Source organism: Haliscomenobacter sp. (assembly GCF_033763495.1).
In the GTDB taxonomy this organism is placed as follows: Bacteria; Bacteroidota; Bacteroidia; order Chitinophagales; family Saprospiraceae; genus Haliscomenobacter.
On record NZ_JANRKL010000035.1, the window covers coordinates 1 to 15,982 of the forward strand.

13 protein-coding genes and 1 pseudogene are annotated in these 15,982 nt (G+C 46.2%); 5 read left to right on the forward strand and 9 right to left on the reverse strand.

Annotation, left to right across the window (positions count from 1 at the left end; translation table 11 throughout):
* Positions 1-721 (forward strand): annotated as a pseudogene (locus SFV55_RS03430) (hypothetical protein); the annotation flags it as partial.
* A gap of 73 nt (positions 722-794) precedes the next feature.
* On the opposite strand, the gene SFV55_RS03435 reads toward SFV55_RS03430, so the two are convergent.
* Both SFV55_RS03435 and SFV55_RS03440 read right to left on the reverse strand, forming a co-directional pair.
* Positions 795-1,814, reverse strand: coding sequence for a hypothetical protein (locus SFV55_RS03435; RefSeq protein ID WP_320028060.1), 1,020 nt, complete (start codon positions 1,812-1,814; stop codon positions 795-797).
* 45 nt (positions 1,815-1,859) lie between these two features.
* Entirely contained in the window at positions 1,860-2,411 is a 552-nt protein-coding gene (locus SFV55_RS03440) for a hypothetical protein (protein ID WP_320028061.1), read from the reverse strand.
* A gap of 300 nt (positions 2,412-2,711) precedes the next feature.
* Here SFV55_RS03440 and SFV55_RS03445 point away from each other — a divergent pair, with 300 nt between their 5' ends.
* The 4 genes from SFV55_RS03445 to SFV55_RS03460 are packed head-to-tail and all read left to right on the forward strand — an operon-like array spanning position 2,712 to position 7,351.
* Positions 2,712-3,116, forward strand: a complete 405-nt coding sequence (locus SFV55_RS03445; RefSeq protein WP_320028062.1) for a BlaI/MecI/CopY family transcriptional regulator — start codon at positions 2,712-2,714, stop codon at positions 3,114-3,116.
* Positions 3,117-3,137: 21 nt separating this feature from the next.
* Positions 3,138-4,832 carry a M56 family metallopeptidase gene (locus SFV55_RS03450; protein ID WP_320028063.1) on the forward strand — a complete coding sequence of 565 codons (1,695 nt, stop codon included), beginning with the start codon at positions 3,138-3,140 and terminating at the stop codon, positions 4,830-4,832.
* Positions 4,833-4,855: 23 nt separating this feature from the next.
* The gene (locus tag SFV55_RS03455; RefSeq protein WP_320028064.1) at positions 4,856-5,365 is read left to right on the forward strand and encodes a hypothetical protein; all 510 of its coding nucleotides are present in this window, start codon (positions 4,856-4,858) and stop codon (positions 5,363-5,365) included.
* A 24-nt stretch (positions 5,366-5,389) separates the two neighbouring features.
* A complete protein-coding gene (locus tag SFV55_RS03460; protein WP_320028065.1) occupies positions 5,390-7,351 on the forward strand; it encodes a M56 family metallopeptidase in 1,962 nt (653 codons plus the stop codon).
* A 149-nt stretch (positions 7,352-7,500) separates the two neighbouring features.
* Here the strand turns inward: SFV55_RS03460 and SFV55_RS03465 are convergent, their stop codons facing one another.
* The 7 genes from SFV55_RS03465 to SFV55_RS03495 all read right to left on the reverse strand — a co-directional run bounded on the left by SFV55_RS03465 (position 7,501) and on the right by SFV55_RS03495 (position 15,886).
* Entirely contained in the window at positions 7,501-8,865 is a 1,365-nt protein-coding gene (locus SFV55_RS03465) for a Gfo/Idh/MocA family oxidoreductase (RefSeq protein ID WP_320028066.1), read from the reverse strand.
* Positions 8,866-8,963: 98 nt separating this feature from the next.
* Positions 8,964-9,596, reverse strand: coding sequence for a hypothetical protein (locus SFV55_RS03470; RefSeq protein ID WP_320028067.1), 633 nt, complete (start codon positions 9,594-9,596; stop codon positions 8,964-8,966).
* Between the two features lie 290 nt (positions 9,597-9,886).
* The gene (locus SFV55_RS03475) at positions 9,887-10,621 is read right to left on the reverse strand and encodes a (Fe-S)-binding protein (RefSeq protein ID WP_320028068.1); all 735 of its coding nucleotides are present in this window, start codon (positions 10,619-10,621) and stop codon (positions 9,887-9,889) included.
* A gap of 36 nt (positions 10,622-10,657) precedes the next feature.
* On the reverse strand, positions 10,658-12,028 hold the full coding sequence (locus tag SFV55_RS03480) for a DUF1080 domain-containing protein (RefSeq protein WP_320028069.1): 1,371 nt from the start codon (positions 12,026-12,028) through the stop codon (positions 10,658-10,660).
* Positions 12,029-12,152: 124 nt separating this feature from the next.
* Positions 12,153-14,735: a VPS10 domain-containing protein gene (locus tag SFV55_RS03485; protein WP_320028070.1), complete on the reverse strand. Its 2,583-nt coding sequence runs from the start codon at positions 14,733-14,735 to the stop codon at positions 12,153-12,155.
* A 138-nt stretch (positions 14,736-14,873) separates the two neighbouring features.
* Positions 14,874-15,410 (reverse strand): acyl-CoA thioesterase, encoded by a 537-nt coding sequence (locus SFV55_RS03490; RefSeq protein WP_320028071.1) that lies wholly within the window; start codon positions 15,408-15,410, stop codon positions 14,874-14,876.
* A gap of 80 nt (positions 15,411-15,490) precedes the next feature.
* Positions 15,491-15,886, reverse strand: coding sequence for a hypothetical protein (locus tag SFV55_RS03495; RefSeq protein ID WP_320028072.1), 396 nt, complete (start codon positions 15,884-15,886; stop codon positions 15,491-15,493).
* Positions 15,887-15,982 lie beyond the last annotated feature (96 nt).

The following is a 15,982-nucleotide window of genomic DNA, read 5'->3' on the forward strand; positions in this document are numbered from 1 at the left end:
CCAACTTTTTATCGGTGATGGCAAACCCGAAAATACCATCCTGCTGGAGATTTACCCCGAAATCCAAAAAACCCGCATTGATTTTGCCGTTACCAAGGATATTTTGGGGATAGAGCCGGTTTGTTTAACCAAAGTCCGCAAGGATGGCCGTAAACTCTACTACGAAAAAGAGGGGCGCCGCATCGACATTCATCGCATCTACAACCGTGTAATTGTAGATGATCTGGAAAAATACCCGGATTTGGTTACTGAGTTTAAACTCACCGATGATGTAGACGTGCAGTGGATCGCGCACCCCAACTGGTTTTTCCGCGCCAGCAAGTTCACCTTGCCGCTCTTGAATAGCCCTTACGTGCCGAAAAGTTATTTTTTGCACGAGTTAAGTGAATATCCGGCGGATTTGGAAAACTATGTGTTGAAGCCGCTTTTTTCCTTTGCCGGATCGGGTGTAAAACTGCACATTACCAAAGCGGATTTGGACGAAATTCAGGACAAAGAAAACTTCCTGCTCCAACGCAAAGTCAATTACGAACCCGTGGTGGAATCACCTACCGGCGGCGTAAAAGTAGAAATTCGTTTGATGTACGTGTGGCATCCTGGCGAGGCTCGACCTAAACTGATCACCAACCTTTCGCGGATGAGTAAAGGTGAAATGATTGGGGTGAGGTTCAATAAGGATTTTGACTGGGTAGGGGGGAATATTTGTTTTTTTGAGGAGTAAAAAGAAAAAGGGGAAGAGCGTTGAATACGTTTTCCCCTTTTTCTTGCAGTCAAAACAACTAACGGTGAATTAACTAGTTGTTAAACAAGTTGCTATAATCATTTCCATCGTTCCGCGTTTCCTTTTCTGGACGACTTTTGAAGCTATCCAAATCTAGTGACTCCGCAGAAGAAGTTTTGCCCGTGCCTTCCATCAGCATTAGGGTACTTTTCTTTTCCCATTCTTCCAGCATTTGCATGCCTTGCTCTTCAAACATGCCATTTTGCAGGTCGATGGAGTCCATCAACTTGGAGGACATGTCCATGAAGTTTTCCATTTCACCTACCTTGTTGGCTACATCTTCGGTGATGGCATCCATGGCCGCATCAAACATCGCGCGCTTGTCGGGATCACCGCTGATGACACTCATCGCAGACCGCATGGCAGAGTGAGAGGTACGAATCGCTTTGCGTTCAATTTCCTTCACTTTTACCTGATCCTTGGTGTCTTCCAGCAAAACTTCAGAGTTGCTGTGCATCTTAGACAGGATGCGGTACAGGATCTCCATTTTTTGGTGCAGCGCAGCGTATTTTTCGTTGCTTTCCTTCAAACGGGCAGCCTTACGGGAAGCCAGCAACATTTGTTGATCTTTGTCCTGATCGCGGGCAACTGCGGCAAGGCGCATATTGGCCTCAATCTCTTTGTTGTTGTCTTCGATCAAGGTGGTCATTTGACGCATCTGGCCACGCAGAACCCCAATTTGTTTGCGCATCTTGGCCAGGTTGTCCTCTAGGTCTTCAATGTAATTCTTGAGGATACCGATGGGGTCGATGGTCACAAACATACCCGTTACCCAGCGCATCACACTTTTGTACATGTACCAAATGAGGGTGCGCATTTTGGGATCAAGCACCATATAAAGAATGGCAACCAGCGCCACTATCATCAAAGCCAGGTAAAGGGTTTGGCTAGCCAATATCAGGATCTTGTCCAGATTCGCAACGATCAAATAACCTAATCCTGCTAAAATGGCCACTCCAAAAATGGCACCAGTTGTGCCTTCCGGACGAGACCAGAATGATTTTGGTTTAAATTCGGGATTTTCTAATGCCATAATGGTGAGTTTTTGGTGGCACTCAATTCTTGAGTCCGCCCAAAATTACAAATATTGTTGAATGTTCAGAATATCGCGATCGATTTCGTTCATCAAGGCGCGTAGGGTGGTATCGAAACCATTTTTGGTGTTTTCGATTTTCGCCAATTCTGCTTCGATCAAGTCATCAGCCTGTTCAACGGTTGACTGGGCTGATGCAATTTTAGCCTCCAATTCCTTGATCTTGGCTTGATGCTCTTCAATCATTTTGCGGAGCTTTTCTACCTCTACCTGCTTGGATCGAACCTTTTGTTCCACCTGCTTTTGCACTGCAGCATCAAACTGGGTTTTTTCTGTAGTCAGGATGTTTTTGTAGTGCTCGGCGGTTTTTAACAATTTTTCCTTGGTCAACCCAACTGTCGCAGCAGTAGCATATGCTGATTTGAACATGGTGGGTTCATCCATCCCTAAATTCCCCAGGTTACCAATGGATTGTTTGAACTCAATGTAGTCGAAACCGGGTAGGTTGTTCTTCTCTAAGGCCTGGGTTAAAAAATTGACGCTCTTTTCGTCCAAACCGTGGTGAACACCAAATAGCGCTTTTAAACTTTTCTGCATGTGTCTTTACATTTCTATGGGGCGATAAAAAACAAGTGATCATTTTGCCAGAGGATTAGATAAAAAAACGTTTCATTTCAAGTGCCTTATCTAATCCTCTGGCGCAGGAAAAATGAGCACTTGTTTTTGCCCCATTATATTGGTGCAAATTAATAGTTTTTATGCACAAAAAAGCTGGAATTTTCGATTTTTCTGGATAGAACTTGGATGAAAGCGCCCGAGAAGCCTATATTTTTAAACTTTTTTGAAAAAAATAAAGCTACTACTTGCAACGTACGATTTTTATCGTACCTTTGGGTTATGAAAACAAACAAACCAGAATCAGCACAAACAGGGGGGCCTACCCGGGCAGAAATGGACATTCTGCAAATCCTGTGGGATCATGGCCCAAGTACGGTTCGTTTTGTCAATGACACCTTGAATGCACAAAAGAAAGCCGTACAGTATACTTCTACCTTGAAACAAATGCAGGTGATGACGGATAGGGGCCTTTTGCTGCGCGATGAAAGTAGCATGAAACATGTGTACACGGCAGCAGTGGACGAAACCAGTACCAAAGGAAGTTTGCTGGAAAATTTTGTCGATACCCATTATAAAGGGTCGGTAAGTAAATTGTTGCAATACTTTTTGGGTAACAAAAAGGCAAGCAAAGCCGAACTGGATGAGATACGGAAGCTACTAAAAGAAGAAGAGAACAAGTTGTAAACCCTTAAAAGAAAAAGTCTTATGGATTGGTTATTCGCAACGTTTATCGTTTCGGAGAGGGTGCTGCATGCCCTGAGTTGGACTCTGCTCCATTCACTTTGGCAGGGTGCGATTGTAGCCTCGTGTGCAGGGATTTTATTTTTTGGAACTGCCTATTTGAGTGCACGCATCCGCTACAATCTTTTGTTCGGGCTAATGGTCTTATTCGTTGGAATGGTAAGTTTGACTTTTGGGGCACAATGGGGCGAGCACGAAAAAAAGAGCAATGAAAAACCTGAGCTGCTTGCTGAATTCCAGTATAAAGGCACCACTGTAACAAGCATATTTGCGGAGCCTGCGACCATTCATTTAGACAAAAAACAGCCTTGGATTCAGTTGTTTGAACGTTACAAGGGGCTGTTGCTTTTTGCCTGGGGTTTGGTTTTGCTATTCAAAAGTATCAAAATGTCTTTGGACCTGGCCTACATCTACAGAATAAGGCTAGTTAAAACCAGGCCAATTGCAGCAGTTTGGAACTCGCGTTTGCAAGCCTTGTCCAAGCAGTTGGGGATCAATCAAAAGGTACGTTTGCTTGAGTCAGGGATCATTCAGGGGCCAGCCAGCTTGGGAATTTATAAACCTTTGATTTTGCTGCCGATTGGCTTGGTCAATCATTTAACTGTTGCGCAGGTTGAAGCCATTTTGCTCCACGAGTTGGCCCACATTCGCCGAAGAGATTATTTGGTCAATGTGCTGCAATGCGTGCTCGAAAATGTCTTTTTCTTCAATCCAGCCCTGCTTTGGCTCTCACATCGAATCAGAGAGGAACGTGAAAATTGCTGTGATGATTTGGCGCTGCAAGTGCTGCAGGACAAGCAGCTTTATGCACAAACCCTTCTGCGTTTTCAAGAGTACCAATGGCGTGAACCTCAATATGCCCAGGCTTTTGGTGGGGACAAAACGCCATTGTTGACCCGCATCAAACGCATCCTGAACCGCCGGGACTATCGTGCTTTACAGGTTTATGAAAAAGTAGCTTTGATCTTTGGCCTGCTGTGCATCGGCGTTTTTTTGATGTGGGCTAAGCCTACGCCACCAATTGAAACTTTCGTTAATGACCTGCTAGAAGCTCAAAGTTCAAGTCCATCGCTTACGGAAGAGCTTACGGATAGGCCAGTGATTTTAGCTCCCACAAAGCAGGAAAGCCTTTATTCTGGGCAAGCCAATTCAAACTCAATTGCACAACAATTAAAGGCAGGAACGGTGGCTTATTCCAACGCGATACAAGCAGAACTACCATTGGAAGACAGCATCCCAACTACAGCAGCCAGAGAATTTGCCCAACTGCAAGCAGAGCTAACTTTTGCCACAAAACAATACGAACGCGAAAAAAACAGGTACGATAGCATCAAGGCCTTGGTTGAAAAAACGATAGACAAGGTGGCCGCTCAGGTTACACCAAGTTCAAAGAACAGTATGTTTCAAGACCATGTAATCAGCTCACTTGTCGTTGACCTGATGGCTGATGGTATTATCAAAGATGCAAAAGCCCTGCGCTCTTTTCGACTGGATGCAGGCATTTTTAAGGTGAATGGCCGAAAACAACCCCGGGCGATCATAGAAAAGTACCAAAAAAACTACATTCGAAATCCATTGAAAGGCAATTACCTCCGCATCACAAAGTCGAACCAACAAACGTATGTGCAACGGATAGACAATTCTCAACCCAATCAATAATCCATTCTTCAAACCCTTTGTATATGAAAAAGTACATTGCTCAAGCTGTTCTGGGGGGCTTTATCAGCTTAACTGCTACTCTAGTTTTCCCACTTTGTGGCCAAACAACGGATACCTTGAAGAATCAAGCACAAGTAACCCAGTTGCGTGCAGAACTACTGCAAATTCAGGAGCGTTGTGCCTCAATTAAAGCGAAAGCGGATAGCCTGGAAGCCCTGGTAAAAGCAAAAACTGGTACAATTGAAGGAGAGAGCCAGGAGTATTGGTCAGCCATGCTTCAACCCAACCAGAATTGCTGTGGTGAAAAATCTGCGGAGCTCAGAGCTGATTTGATTCAGGATAAATTGATCAAAAACGAATCTGCTTTGCGGTCTTATCATCTTGACCTGGAAGTTTTTAGGGTGAATGGGCAAAAACAATCCCCCGAGATAACCAAAAGATATCAGGAAAAATACTTGTCCCGACAGCCAAATGGAAACCATACTACTTCGATGACTCACACCGTTGGTGGTTTTTTGGGAATTAAGCGTTGATGCACTTTATCAATCCAATTTGACATGAATACCCTATTCGCGGCTAGTTTTATTTCGGAAAGGTTGTTAAAAACCATCAGCTGGACCCTGGTCCATTCTTTGTGGCAAGGACTTGCGATGGCTCTACTCGCAGCACTTATTTTGCTTGCAACTCCAGGTCGGAAGGCATTGATACGCTACAATCTATTGTCTGCTTTGACGCTCACATTTGTAGCCGTAGCCATTACTACGGCAATCATTGAGTGGGAGTTTTTTGAATACGTGGAACTGATTCCTAAAATTAAATATTTGGGGGCCTTGGAAATTCCATTGGGTATTCTTGATTCAACCCAAATTGCCCAAGCCCAAAGCTGGTTCAAAACCAATGTAGACAGGTTGAGTAGTTTGTTTGAGCAAAATCAATTAATCCTCGTCAGTTTCTGGATTCTGATTTTGGGCCTAAAAAGCATCAAAATGGGACTGGATATTTGGTGTGCTTACCGCATTCGTTGGTACAAGACCTATCAGGCCTCACTTTTATGGCGGAACCGCCTGGAAACTTTGGCTGCCCAAAGCAAGGTAAATCGCCAAGTAAAGTTACTGGAATCGGCGTTGGTAACAGGTCCGGCCACCCTGGGTTTTTTAAAACCATTGATTCTGGTGCCCATAGGTTTGATGAACAATTTGCCCGCCGAGCAAGTAGAAGCCATCTTGCTGCACGAGTTGGCTCATATACGCAGGAGTGATTACCTGGTCAATTTTATTCAATGTTTGCTGGAAAACGTCTTCTTTTTCAACCCCGGCCTGCTTTGGGTGTCTAAACTCATCCGCCAGGAACGAGAAAATTGCTGTGACGACCTGGCCGTTGCTGCCATGAAAGACAAAACCCTGTACATCAACGCCCTGGTTGCTTTTCAAGAATATAAACTTCATGGAGCTAAATATGCCTTGGCCTTTGCAGGGCAAAAAGCGCCTTTACTTGATCGGGTAAAGCGCATCATCAATCACCACAACTACAAAACATTAAGTATTATGGAGAAGATCTCTTTACTGGCAACAGTCTTATTGATCAGTGCAGTTACATTTTTGTCTTTGCACTACACCCAGGCTCAAACAACCCGTGAAAACCGTATTGGTTCTTTCAGCAACATCAATGTAAGTGGTAGCGGCACTGCCAGCAATCCACAAATCATGTTCCTGCAGGATGTGAACGGCAAAACCTACAGCATCAAAAGAGTGGATAAAAAAATCCAGGAAATGTACGTGAATGGCGAAAAACTGAGTGAAGACAAATACGCCGAGTACGAACCCGTGCTCAAAGAAATAGATGAGCAGATTGAACGCGACCGAGCCCAGGCTGAATTGGATCGACAGCAAGCGGAACGGGATCGGGAACAAGCATTGCGTGACCGCGAACAGGCAGAAAGAGACCGCGAGCAAGCCATGCGCGATCAGGAACAGGCCAAACGCGACCGGGCCAAGGCTGAGCTAGATCGCCAACAAGCGGATCGGGACCGGGAACAGTCCATACGTGATCGTGCTCAGGCTGAAAAAGACCGGCTTCAAGCCAATTTGGATCGCGAGCAAGCCATTCGGGATGAGGCGCGAGCCCAACGCGATCGCGAACAGGCTGTAAAAGATCGCGCTCAAGCGGATCGGGACCGTTTGCAGGCTGAAAAAGACCGCCAACAGGCAGAACTGGATCGCCAACAAGCGGTAAAAGATCGCATCCAGGCCGAAAAAGACCGCAAACAAGCGGAAGAAGATCGGAAAATGGTGCTCAGTATGGTGCAAGATATGATCACCGACAAATTGGTCAAGGACAAAGATGCCATCAATATGTTCAGGCTGACCAACGACGAATTTTGGCTGAATGGGGTCAAACAATCGGCGGAATTACACGCCAAATACAAGGCCAAATACATCAAGGAAGCCAATTATCAAATCAACTACGGTAAAGGTGGTGGCAATGGTTTGTGGTTTTCCAAAGGGAGCATCAAGGAATAATCTAAGGTGACCCCCTGAGGTGAACCTAGGTGTCTTAGGTGGTGAAAAGAAAAAAAAGCCCTGCGGAGCAGGGCAAATATTCACCACCTAAGACACCTGAGTTTACCTTAGGGATTCACCTTAGAAAGTATGCGCCTCCGGCGCTGGTATTATTTTTTCTTCACCTTCATCGCCACCGGATCCCAATTGATCACTTTTTGTGAAAAATAGCTTTCATTACAAGCCAGTGCAGGCCCGGCAGCTCGGAAGCCAACAATGGGATCTTCAATCGTGCCCTGACTTCCTTTACGGATGTTGTCAAAGAAATTGCCAAAGTGCATGGCGTGGCCGTCTTCACCCTTTGGTGCTTCAAACTTGATTTCTTTGACAGGTTCGGCTTTGCGGCTATCTTCCGGGTATTTGGCATCGTACTGCTTCACAAACTCCTTTTGAGTGCCCTCGGGGAAAGTGAAGAAGCTATCGTAATTGCCATAACCAGGAGCTACAGGCAATTTCTTCTTGGTTAAAGTCAATCGACCACTACCAAAGAGGATTTCCCCCTCATCCCCAATGATGCGGGTGCTGTTGTTGATGGAACCTGCATTGGCAAAATTGACGCGGTACACGGCCTGGAAGGCGCCATGTTGTGCGGTTTGGGGGTAATCCATTACCGAAACCAACACATCGGGCACATCACGACCATCTTTCCAGTGATACAAGCCACCAGAAGAATAAATCCGCGTCGGGCCAAATGAATTGGTGATGTAGTGGGTGCTGGTCAGCAGGTGTACAAACAAATCTCCAGCTACCCCAGTGCCATAATCGCGGTAGTTCCGCCAGCGGAAAAAGCGGGTCGCATCAAATGGGCGTTTGGGCGCATTGCCCAGGAAGGTATCCCAATCTACAGTTTCCGCAGAAGCATCGGGGGGAATGGAGTAATTCCAGGCGCCGATGGCATTGAATCGGTCGCTGTTGGACTCCATGTAATTGATGGCCCCAATTTCGCCAGCAGCAATCATCCGGCGGGCTTCAGCAGCGTCTGATCCACTAATGCGCTGGCTGCCTACCTGCATGGTTTTCCCCGATTTTTTCCAGGCATCAATTACGCCTAGTCCTTCAGAAATCTGTTTGACCATGGGCTTTTCGCAGTACACGTGTTTGCCCGCAGCCAGGGCATCAATGGCAATTTTGGCGTGCCAATGGTCAGAAGTTACAACCAACACGGCATCGACATCCGGGCGTTGTAAAATTTCGCGGTAATCACGGGTAGTAAAGAGTTGTTGTCCAAAATCCGCCTTGGCTCGCTCCAAACGGCCTTTGTACAAATCCGCCACGGCAACCAGTTCCACATCCGGGTTTTTTAAGGCTGCACGGGTATCGTAATGCCCCTGGATGCCCATACCAATGGTGGCAATCCGAATTTTGTCAGCAGGACTGACTTTCATGTCATTAATCAGGTGAAAAGGTTGGATCGCAGCTACAGGCGCCACAGCGGCCATTTGCTGGATAAACCTTCTACGTGCTATTTTTTTCATCGCTTGTCTTTTGATAGGTAGGAATGTTAACAAGCTCTAAGATGAAAAAAACTGCGGATTATTTTCAGAAATGGATTTAGACAAATGTATAAAATCGCTCAATGACTTGATTCTTCAGCTGAATGTTTAAGTGGTAGCGCAATTCCGATGCCCAACAAAGGACCCTGGTTGTAGGCGGTTTTTTCCTCGGGCAATAAATCGGTTAACCCTAGATAGTAGCGAAAATCGATCTGGATTTTGACCCCATTGCGCCCAATGCTTTCGATGCCTAAACCTTGATAGGTGCCGAATTCCCAACGGCGGATTCCCAATTGTTTCCAGGGAACCACCATCTGAAGAGCATCGCCATTTTCATAAGACACCAATGCTTCTGCTTCCACACCGCGGGATAAGGATGGGCCAAATAGGGCAAAAATGCGCAATTGTTCAAACTTAAAACCGAATTTCACCAGGGCACTACCTTCTATCGCACCCATTAGGGGTTGGAAATAGTGGCTTCCATCGGGAAGTGCCTTGCTAATGGTGATGTTTTCGCGGCGCACATAACCAAATTCAAGTTGTTTGGCTACAAATTTTCGCTCCCACGAGCATTGAAGTACCCCGCGGACCTGCAAATTACTAGGCCATCCAGAACCGTTGAATCCTAAATAGGTTTGACTTTGAGCAAGCAGGGTGGGAGTGGAGCCTGCAAAAAAAAGAAGGGTCGTCATTGCGGCGCATAAACGGTTCATGGGATATGAATTGTGGGTGTATAGGATTACAACGCAAGTTGAATGAGCTTATTTTGCCGGGATATTGTGGATCTTCTTTTCGGGTTTGAATATAAGGGTTGTCTTTACAACAAAAGACGAAAAATTTTAGAACTCCGTTTGTGTATTGCTTAATTTTTCTGCATCCTCCGATAAATCAAAACTCAAGAGTATGAAAATTTTTATTTTAGACTTATCCACAGCTGTTTAGTGGCTTTTTTCTTTGCGCTAATTTTCTTCTAGTCACTTAATAAAAGGAGATTTATGTCCCCTCAAATCCCATTCAAAATCTCCGCCACATGCACCACCTGCACCTTACTCCCGCTTCGCCGCAAAATGCCCTCCATATGCATCAAACAAGACATGTCCGCGCCCGTGATGAATTCTGCACCATTGTGTAAATGATCCGCCACCCGGTCTTTACCCATTTTGACAGACACAGCTTCCTCCATTACACTGAAGGTACCGCCGAAGCCACAACATTCATCGTTACGGGTCAGTGGGATCAATTCCAGGCCTTGCACCTGGGCGAGAAGCTGCGCAGGTTTGGAAAAAGGTTCGGCCATCAATTCCGACATTTGGGAAAGCCCTAGCCCCCTTTGGCCGTGGCAACTCTGGTGAAAACCGACCCGATGCGGGAAACTGGCTTGCAGGTTTTTTACCTGAAGGATATCCGTCAGAAATTCACAAAGCTCGAATACTTTACCACGCAGGGCAGTAGCTTCGGCTTCCCGTTTTTCATCGTGCAAATGTTCCTTGAGGTGCAGCACACAACTCCCCGAGGGCCCCACCACGTAATCGTATTCCGCAAAATTCTCGATGAACAGGCGGTTACAATCCAGGCTCAAATGCTCAAACCCGCTGTTGGCCATCGGTTGCCCACAGCAGGTTTGATTCAATGGAAAGCCGACGGTGCAGCCTAATTTTTCCAACAATTGCAAGGTTGCAATGCCTACCTTCGGGTAGAATTGGTCAACGTAGCAAGGAATAAATAAACCAACTTTCATCGCTTTTTATCTTCTGATCGGTACTTGTGTACAAGCCTACAAAGTACGGATTTTTATACTCCGGTAGTACACGGTATTGCCGTGATCCTGTAGGAGAATATGCCCCTTGTCATTCAGGCCAAAACCTTCAAAAGTATTGTATTTGCTGCGGGCGACCAAGGCGGCAAAGATATTGCTTTTACGCTCGTATTCCAGCACCTTAAAACCGTTCAACCAGTGCTGGACGATGTTGTTGGGCATGACCACGATGCGGGCCTGGCACCATTCGCCAATTTTGCGTTTGAAGCGGTTGTCCAACTTATAGGATGGAATCAGGTCGTACAAACTGGCCAACGTTCGGTTGCCCGCTGCGCCCATTTTGGCATCCGGGTGTTTTTCATCGTCCAGCAGCTGGTATTCCAAACCAATGGCGGAGCCACCTTTGCTGTCAAATTTTTCACTCACAAAATACTTCACGCCTGAATTGGCTCCGGGAGTGAGTTTGAAATCAAAAGTTAATTCAAAGGCACTGAATTCTTCCTTGCTCACAATATCACCAAAACTGCGCGATTCCGAGCCATCGCTACCCTGGATGCTCAACACGCCATCTTTTACAGCCCAGCCTGCTTCGGGAGCCGTAGTTTTAAACGCAGAGCGCCAGCCCTCCATGTTTTGGCCATTGAACAACAAACGCCAGCCTTGTTTTTTCTCCGCTTCGGTCAGGGAGTTGGGCTTGAGGTTGATGATCGGGCAATTGTTGATGGGTTTGGCCACGATGTCGGCACCGGTTTGGATGCGGATGTTGCGCCAGCGGATGGTTTTACCCGCCAGTTTTTGATCGTTGCCAATGGAGTGGACTTGTAGGGCGATGAAACCCTTTTCCACCAAAGTATCCACCAGATTGGCGGTTGGAACGTCGTTGATCCAGGTACGGATTTGGCCATCGATGGCTTCGATGCGGTATTTGTTCCAAGCACCATTGCCTTTGAATGCTTTTTGGCCTTCGGGGTTAAAGTTGAGGTTGTACAACCATTGGCGGCGTTGTTCGTCGTACACACCACCGGACCAGGCGCGAGCAGAGGGGTCCACTTCGCATTGTGGGCCATATACTACCTCTTTGCCGTCATTGTTTTTGCGCACATTGCTGCGGAATTGGATGCCTGAATTCATCTCGCCACCAAGCGACAATTCCAGTTCCAGCACAAAGTTGTCGTACAATTTATCCGAACACAAGAAGGTGTTAGGGGTATTTTCCATAGTGGTACCCACAATTTCCCCATTGGTAACCGTGTAAGTTGCGTTGCCTCCTTTTTTGCTCCAGCCAGTGAGCGTTTTGCCATCAAACAGAGAGGTCCATTTTTCTTTTTGGGCTGAAGCACTCAGGCTGAGGCCCAACATGAGTACCAAAGATAGCGTAACTTGCTTCATGATTGTGATGCAGTCTATTCGTTTACACAAATGTTTTAGACTTTATGAACAGAAAGTCTATTTTCAAAGGTAAAGACTCCAAACCCTGCTTCCACCCTGAACTCACCTGCTGAAAAAGGAAAAATTAGCTTTTGACCACTTTGCGGGAAATTTGCGCCCGTCCATTGCTGATTTGAATAAAATACAACCCCTTTTGCCAGTACTCTGTTTTTAATCGCAAATTGTTGAAAGCCTTATTGCCCAGGTTTTGGGCCAACACAATTTTCCCATTTGCATCAAACACCTTGAGGTTCCAGCTCGATTGTTGCTCTGGCGCTTCCCAATCCAGGTTCAGGCTATTGCCAAAGGGTAGGGGATAAGCTTTGAGCGTATGTTGGGGCAAATTGACCTGTGGCGCACTGGTCACTAAATTACTAAGCAAGAGTTGTAAGGGATAAGCCAAAATGGATTTACCATGGGTTCCCACCACCAATTCGTTCCGTGCTACATTCCAGGCCAAGCTGTAAGCTGCGATGATGGGCAAATTGGTACCCAAACGATACCAGTTTTTGCCTGCATTGACGCTGGCATACACCCCGCCATCGGTAGCTACAAACAAGACATTGTCCTGATAACCTGGAAGTACAATAAAATCATTGATGGCAAGGGGAGGAAGATCACCTGCCGCAGAGGACCAGGTCTTTCCCAAATTTCGACTGACATGCAAATGTGATCGATTGTCATTGCTCTTGTACCCGGAGTGGCTCACATACAGTGTGTTTTTATCGCTCGGAGAAGCTTTAACAGCAGTGACGTAGCGTTCGGGTAGCCCCGGATCGATTCGATTCCAGGATGCCCCAGTGTTCGAGGTATACCAAACATTGCCATCGCTGGTCCCCGCCATAATCAAGTCAGGATTGAGTGGAGATTCCGCCAAACAAGAAATGGTGTGAAAATTGCGCCCAAAAATCTCTCCATCCGTCAAATCAGGACTGATGGCTTGCCAAAAAACCGCTAAACCAGTGCTGTTTTGGTATACTTTCTGGGTCCCCGTATACAATATTTCGGGATCGTGGCTACTCAGGATAAGCGGCGCATCCCAGTTGACCCGATCGCTTCGATTGATGCCCTGTAAGGCCAATTGGAAGTAACTTCCGCCATTGTTGCTGACCCGAAGGGTGCCATTTTGGGTTTGGGCCCAAACGATCTGCGGATCAAAAGGGTGAAAACGCATCTGGAAACCATCCCCACCTTCGATGCGTTGCCAATCTTGATTCAATGCACTACCTTGTACCGTACCGTGGTCCTGAGCCCCACCATAGTAACGATTGGGATAATGTGGATTGTAATCGATGCGGTAAAATTGGGTAGTGGGAATGGATTCGATGTCGAACCAGGTTTTTCCGCCATCGTTGCTTTGATTCAGGCCACCATCACTACCTACAATAATATTTCCAGAAGGTGTAAATACCAAATCGTGTTTGTCTGAATGAATTTCACTTTCTCCAATGGATTCCCACATTTTTCCGCCATCGCTACTTTTCCAAAGGGAAACGCTCAACAAATAAAGCTCAGCAGGGTTCTTGGGGTTTACCTCAATTTTGCCAAAATACCATCCCATGCCCCCCATTATGGAGTTTGGTAAATTAGATTGCCCACTTACAATCAAAGATTCCCAGGTTTTGCCTGAATCCGCACTGCGGTAGATGTTTTTCAAATTGGAATTAACATCTATGTAAACGGCAAAAACGAGATCGCTATCGCCCGAAAAAAAGCACAAACCAATTCGGCCCATTACACCTGAAGGCAAACCTCCGCCGGAGAGTTTGTTCCAGGTTTTACCACTGTCGGTGCTTTTAAAAATACCCGAATCCGGGCCTGCTATCATCGACTCCTGGTTGTTGCGGATGCGGTTCCAGGAAGCTGCATACAACACATTGGGTTTTTGGGGATCGATCACAAGGTCAATGATGCCCGCTTGTTCACTGACAAATAAGCTTTGTTGCCAGGTTTTACCGGCATCGTTACTGGTGTACAAGCCCCGTTGACGGTTGCGTTCAAAAGGCAATCCCATCGTGCCCACATGGATGCGTTGAGGATTGCTAGGGTCGATAACGATCTTGGATATGATGCGGGTTTCTTCCAGGCCGATTCTGGTCCAACTTTGTCCGCCATTGGTGGACCGGTACAATCCATCACCCAAAAAAGGATACCCCGTAATATTGGGGTCACCGGTACCTACATAGATGGTTTCTGGATTACTGGGATCGATGGCTATGGCACCAATGGCCAGGTAGGCGCGATCGTCAAAAATGGGAAACCAGGAGCGACCGCCGTTGGTAGTTTTGTACAAGCCACCGCCTGAAAACCCTACATAAATAATCTTTTCGTTGCCGGGGTGAACGGCTATGGCGTTGACTCTTGCGCCAATATTTCCAGGTCCTTTGGCATTCCAGGCTTCACTAAAACCTGCTGGTGGCACTCTGCGTAAGTTCAATTGGGTTCTTGCTTCCTCCAGGGCGGCAGCATAAGCCCTATCGGAAAAATAGGCTTCAGGAAAGGCCCTTTGCAAATAGAAATAATCGGCCGGAGCGTGTTTCACACCCAGCACGGCAGATTCTTTCGGTTGGGTATTTTGTTCATTTCGGGGTGATTTGTTACAAGCGCAAAGGAGGTAAAAAACAGCAAATGCCAAAACTTTAGTGAAAAAGTGGTAGCGGTACGTCATGGGTGTGGGATTTTGGGGTTGAGAAATTGAGAAGGTTGAGGGAGTTTGAGGCTACCGCAAGAATCTTAGACAAGGACTTTGTCAAAATTGCTAGCGGTAGCCTCAAACTCCCTCAACCTTTCCAATTTCTCAACCATACTATTTCGATGAAAACTGCTTGAAATAATCTTTCAAATCAGTTGCATCTTCTGGTTTCATCCTGCCACTGAGGATCAGGCGAACTTCGCGACGGCGTGGAGCACTATCATAGCGTTGTTGTTCAATTTCGGTAAGGGGGATCACGGCTGGAATACTGATGGGGCTACCGTTGGCATCATCAAGTGCCACAAAGGTATAATAGGCGTGGTTGCAGCGGCGGGCATTTTGACCTTTGATGTCAGCAGCAAACACTTCTACATACACTTCAAGTGAACTATTGAAAGCCCGGGTAACCGTTGCTTCAAGCGTAACCACATCGCCAACCTTAATTGGGCGCTGGAAAGAAACATGGTCAACAGAGGCCGTAACCACGTGTCTTTCACAGTGTTTTCCTGCACAGATGGCACTGACAATGTCCATCCAACGCAATAGGTTGCCTCCCATAAGGTTACCCATGGGGTTGGCATCGTTGGGCATAACCATTTCGGTCATTACCGAACGGGATTCAGTAACTCGTTTGGGTTCTATGGTTTGCATTATTTTTGGCATTTGGGATGGGTGGTCGAATCGTTCTATCGGCCACTGAGCGAAGTCGAAGTGCCGATAGAACGATTCGATCACCGAATCATCACCCCTTTTTTATCCAGAAAAGGTACGGTAGTAAAATGGTCTTTGGAAATACTCCCATGAACAAAAACGTACTTTTTGTCGTACATCAGTTCATCAAGGACAAAACTAACCCAATATTCATTGGCTAGGGAAAACAACTTGTCCTGAATGGGTTCGATTAGCGTATAGGATTGAGGGGGGATTTCTTCAAAAAAATGGCGCAGTGTAGTGGTTTTGACCTTTTCGCCTTCAATCTCACCATAACCAGTTGAATTGATCAAAACAGTGGATAAGGGAGATGGTTTGAAATTCAATAAGTATACGTCCCAAAGGTCATCCTCTTCGCCCGGGATGATGGCAATGGCCAGGTCCTCTACTTTAGGAATTACAATGTCTTTTTTCATTCAGTCGTGTTTAGCAGTGGGGCAAAAATAAATGTTCATTTTCTTGAGCCAAAGAATTAGATAAGACACTTGAAATGAAACGTTTACTTATCAAAT

Excerpts from the sequence above, each read along its gene's own strand:
- SFV55_RS03435 (WP_320028060.1), bottom strand. The coding sequence starts at position 1,814 with ATGGCATTAGAAAATCCCGAATTTAAACCAAAATCATTCTGGTCTCGT.
- SFV55_RS03440 (WP_320028061.1), bottom strand. The coding sequence starts at position 2,411 with ATGCAGAAAAGTTTAAAAGCGCTATTTGGTGTTCACCACGGTTTGGAC.
- SFV55_RS03445 (WP_320028062.1), top strand. The coding sequence starts at position 2,712 with ATGAAAACAAACAAACCAGAATCAGCACAAACAGGGGGGCCTACCCGG.
- SFV55_RS03450 (WP_320028063.1), top strand. The coding sequence starts at position 3,138 with ATGGATTGGTTATTCGCAACGTTTATCGTTTCGGAGAGGGTGCTGCAT.
- SFV55_RS03455 (WP_320028064.1), top strand. The coding sequence starts at position 4,856 with ATGAAAAAGTACATTGCTCAAGCTGTTCTGGGGGGCTTTATCAGCTTA.
- SFV55_RS03460 (WP_320028065.1), top strand. The coding sequence starts at position 5,390 with ATGAATACCCTATTCGCGGCTAGTTTTATTTCGGAAAGGTTGTTAAAA.
- SFV55_RS03465 (WP_320028066.1), bottom strand. The coding sequence starts at position 8,865 with ATGAAAAAAATAGCACGTAGAAGGTTTATCCAGCAAATGGCCGCTGTG.
- SFV55_RS03470 (WP_320028067.1), bottom strand. The coding sequence starts at position 9,596 with ATGAACCGTTTATGCGCCGCAATGACGACCCTTCTTTTTTTTGCAGGC.
- SFV55_RS03475 (WP_320028068.1), bottom strand. The coding sequence starts at position 10,621 with ATGAAAGTTGGTTTATTTATTCCTTGCTACGTTGACCAATTCTACCCG.
- SFV55_RS03480 (WP_320028069.1), bottom strand. The coding sequence starts at position 12,028 with ATGAAGCAAGTTACGCTATCTTTGGTACTCATGTTGGGCCTCAGCCTG.
- SFV55_RS03485 (WP_320028070.1), bottom strand. The coding sequence starts at position 14,735 with ATGACGTACCGCTACCACTTTTTCACTAAAGTTTTGGCATTTGCTGTT.
- SFV55_RS03490 (WP_320028071.1), bottom strand. The coding sequence starts at position 15,410 with ATGCAAACCATAGAACCCAAACGAGTTACTGAATCCCGTTCGGTAATG.
- SFV55_RS03495 (WP_320028072.1), bottom strand. The coding sequence starts at position 15,886 with ATGAAAAAAGACATTGTAATTCCTAAAGTAGAGGACCTGGCCATTGCC.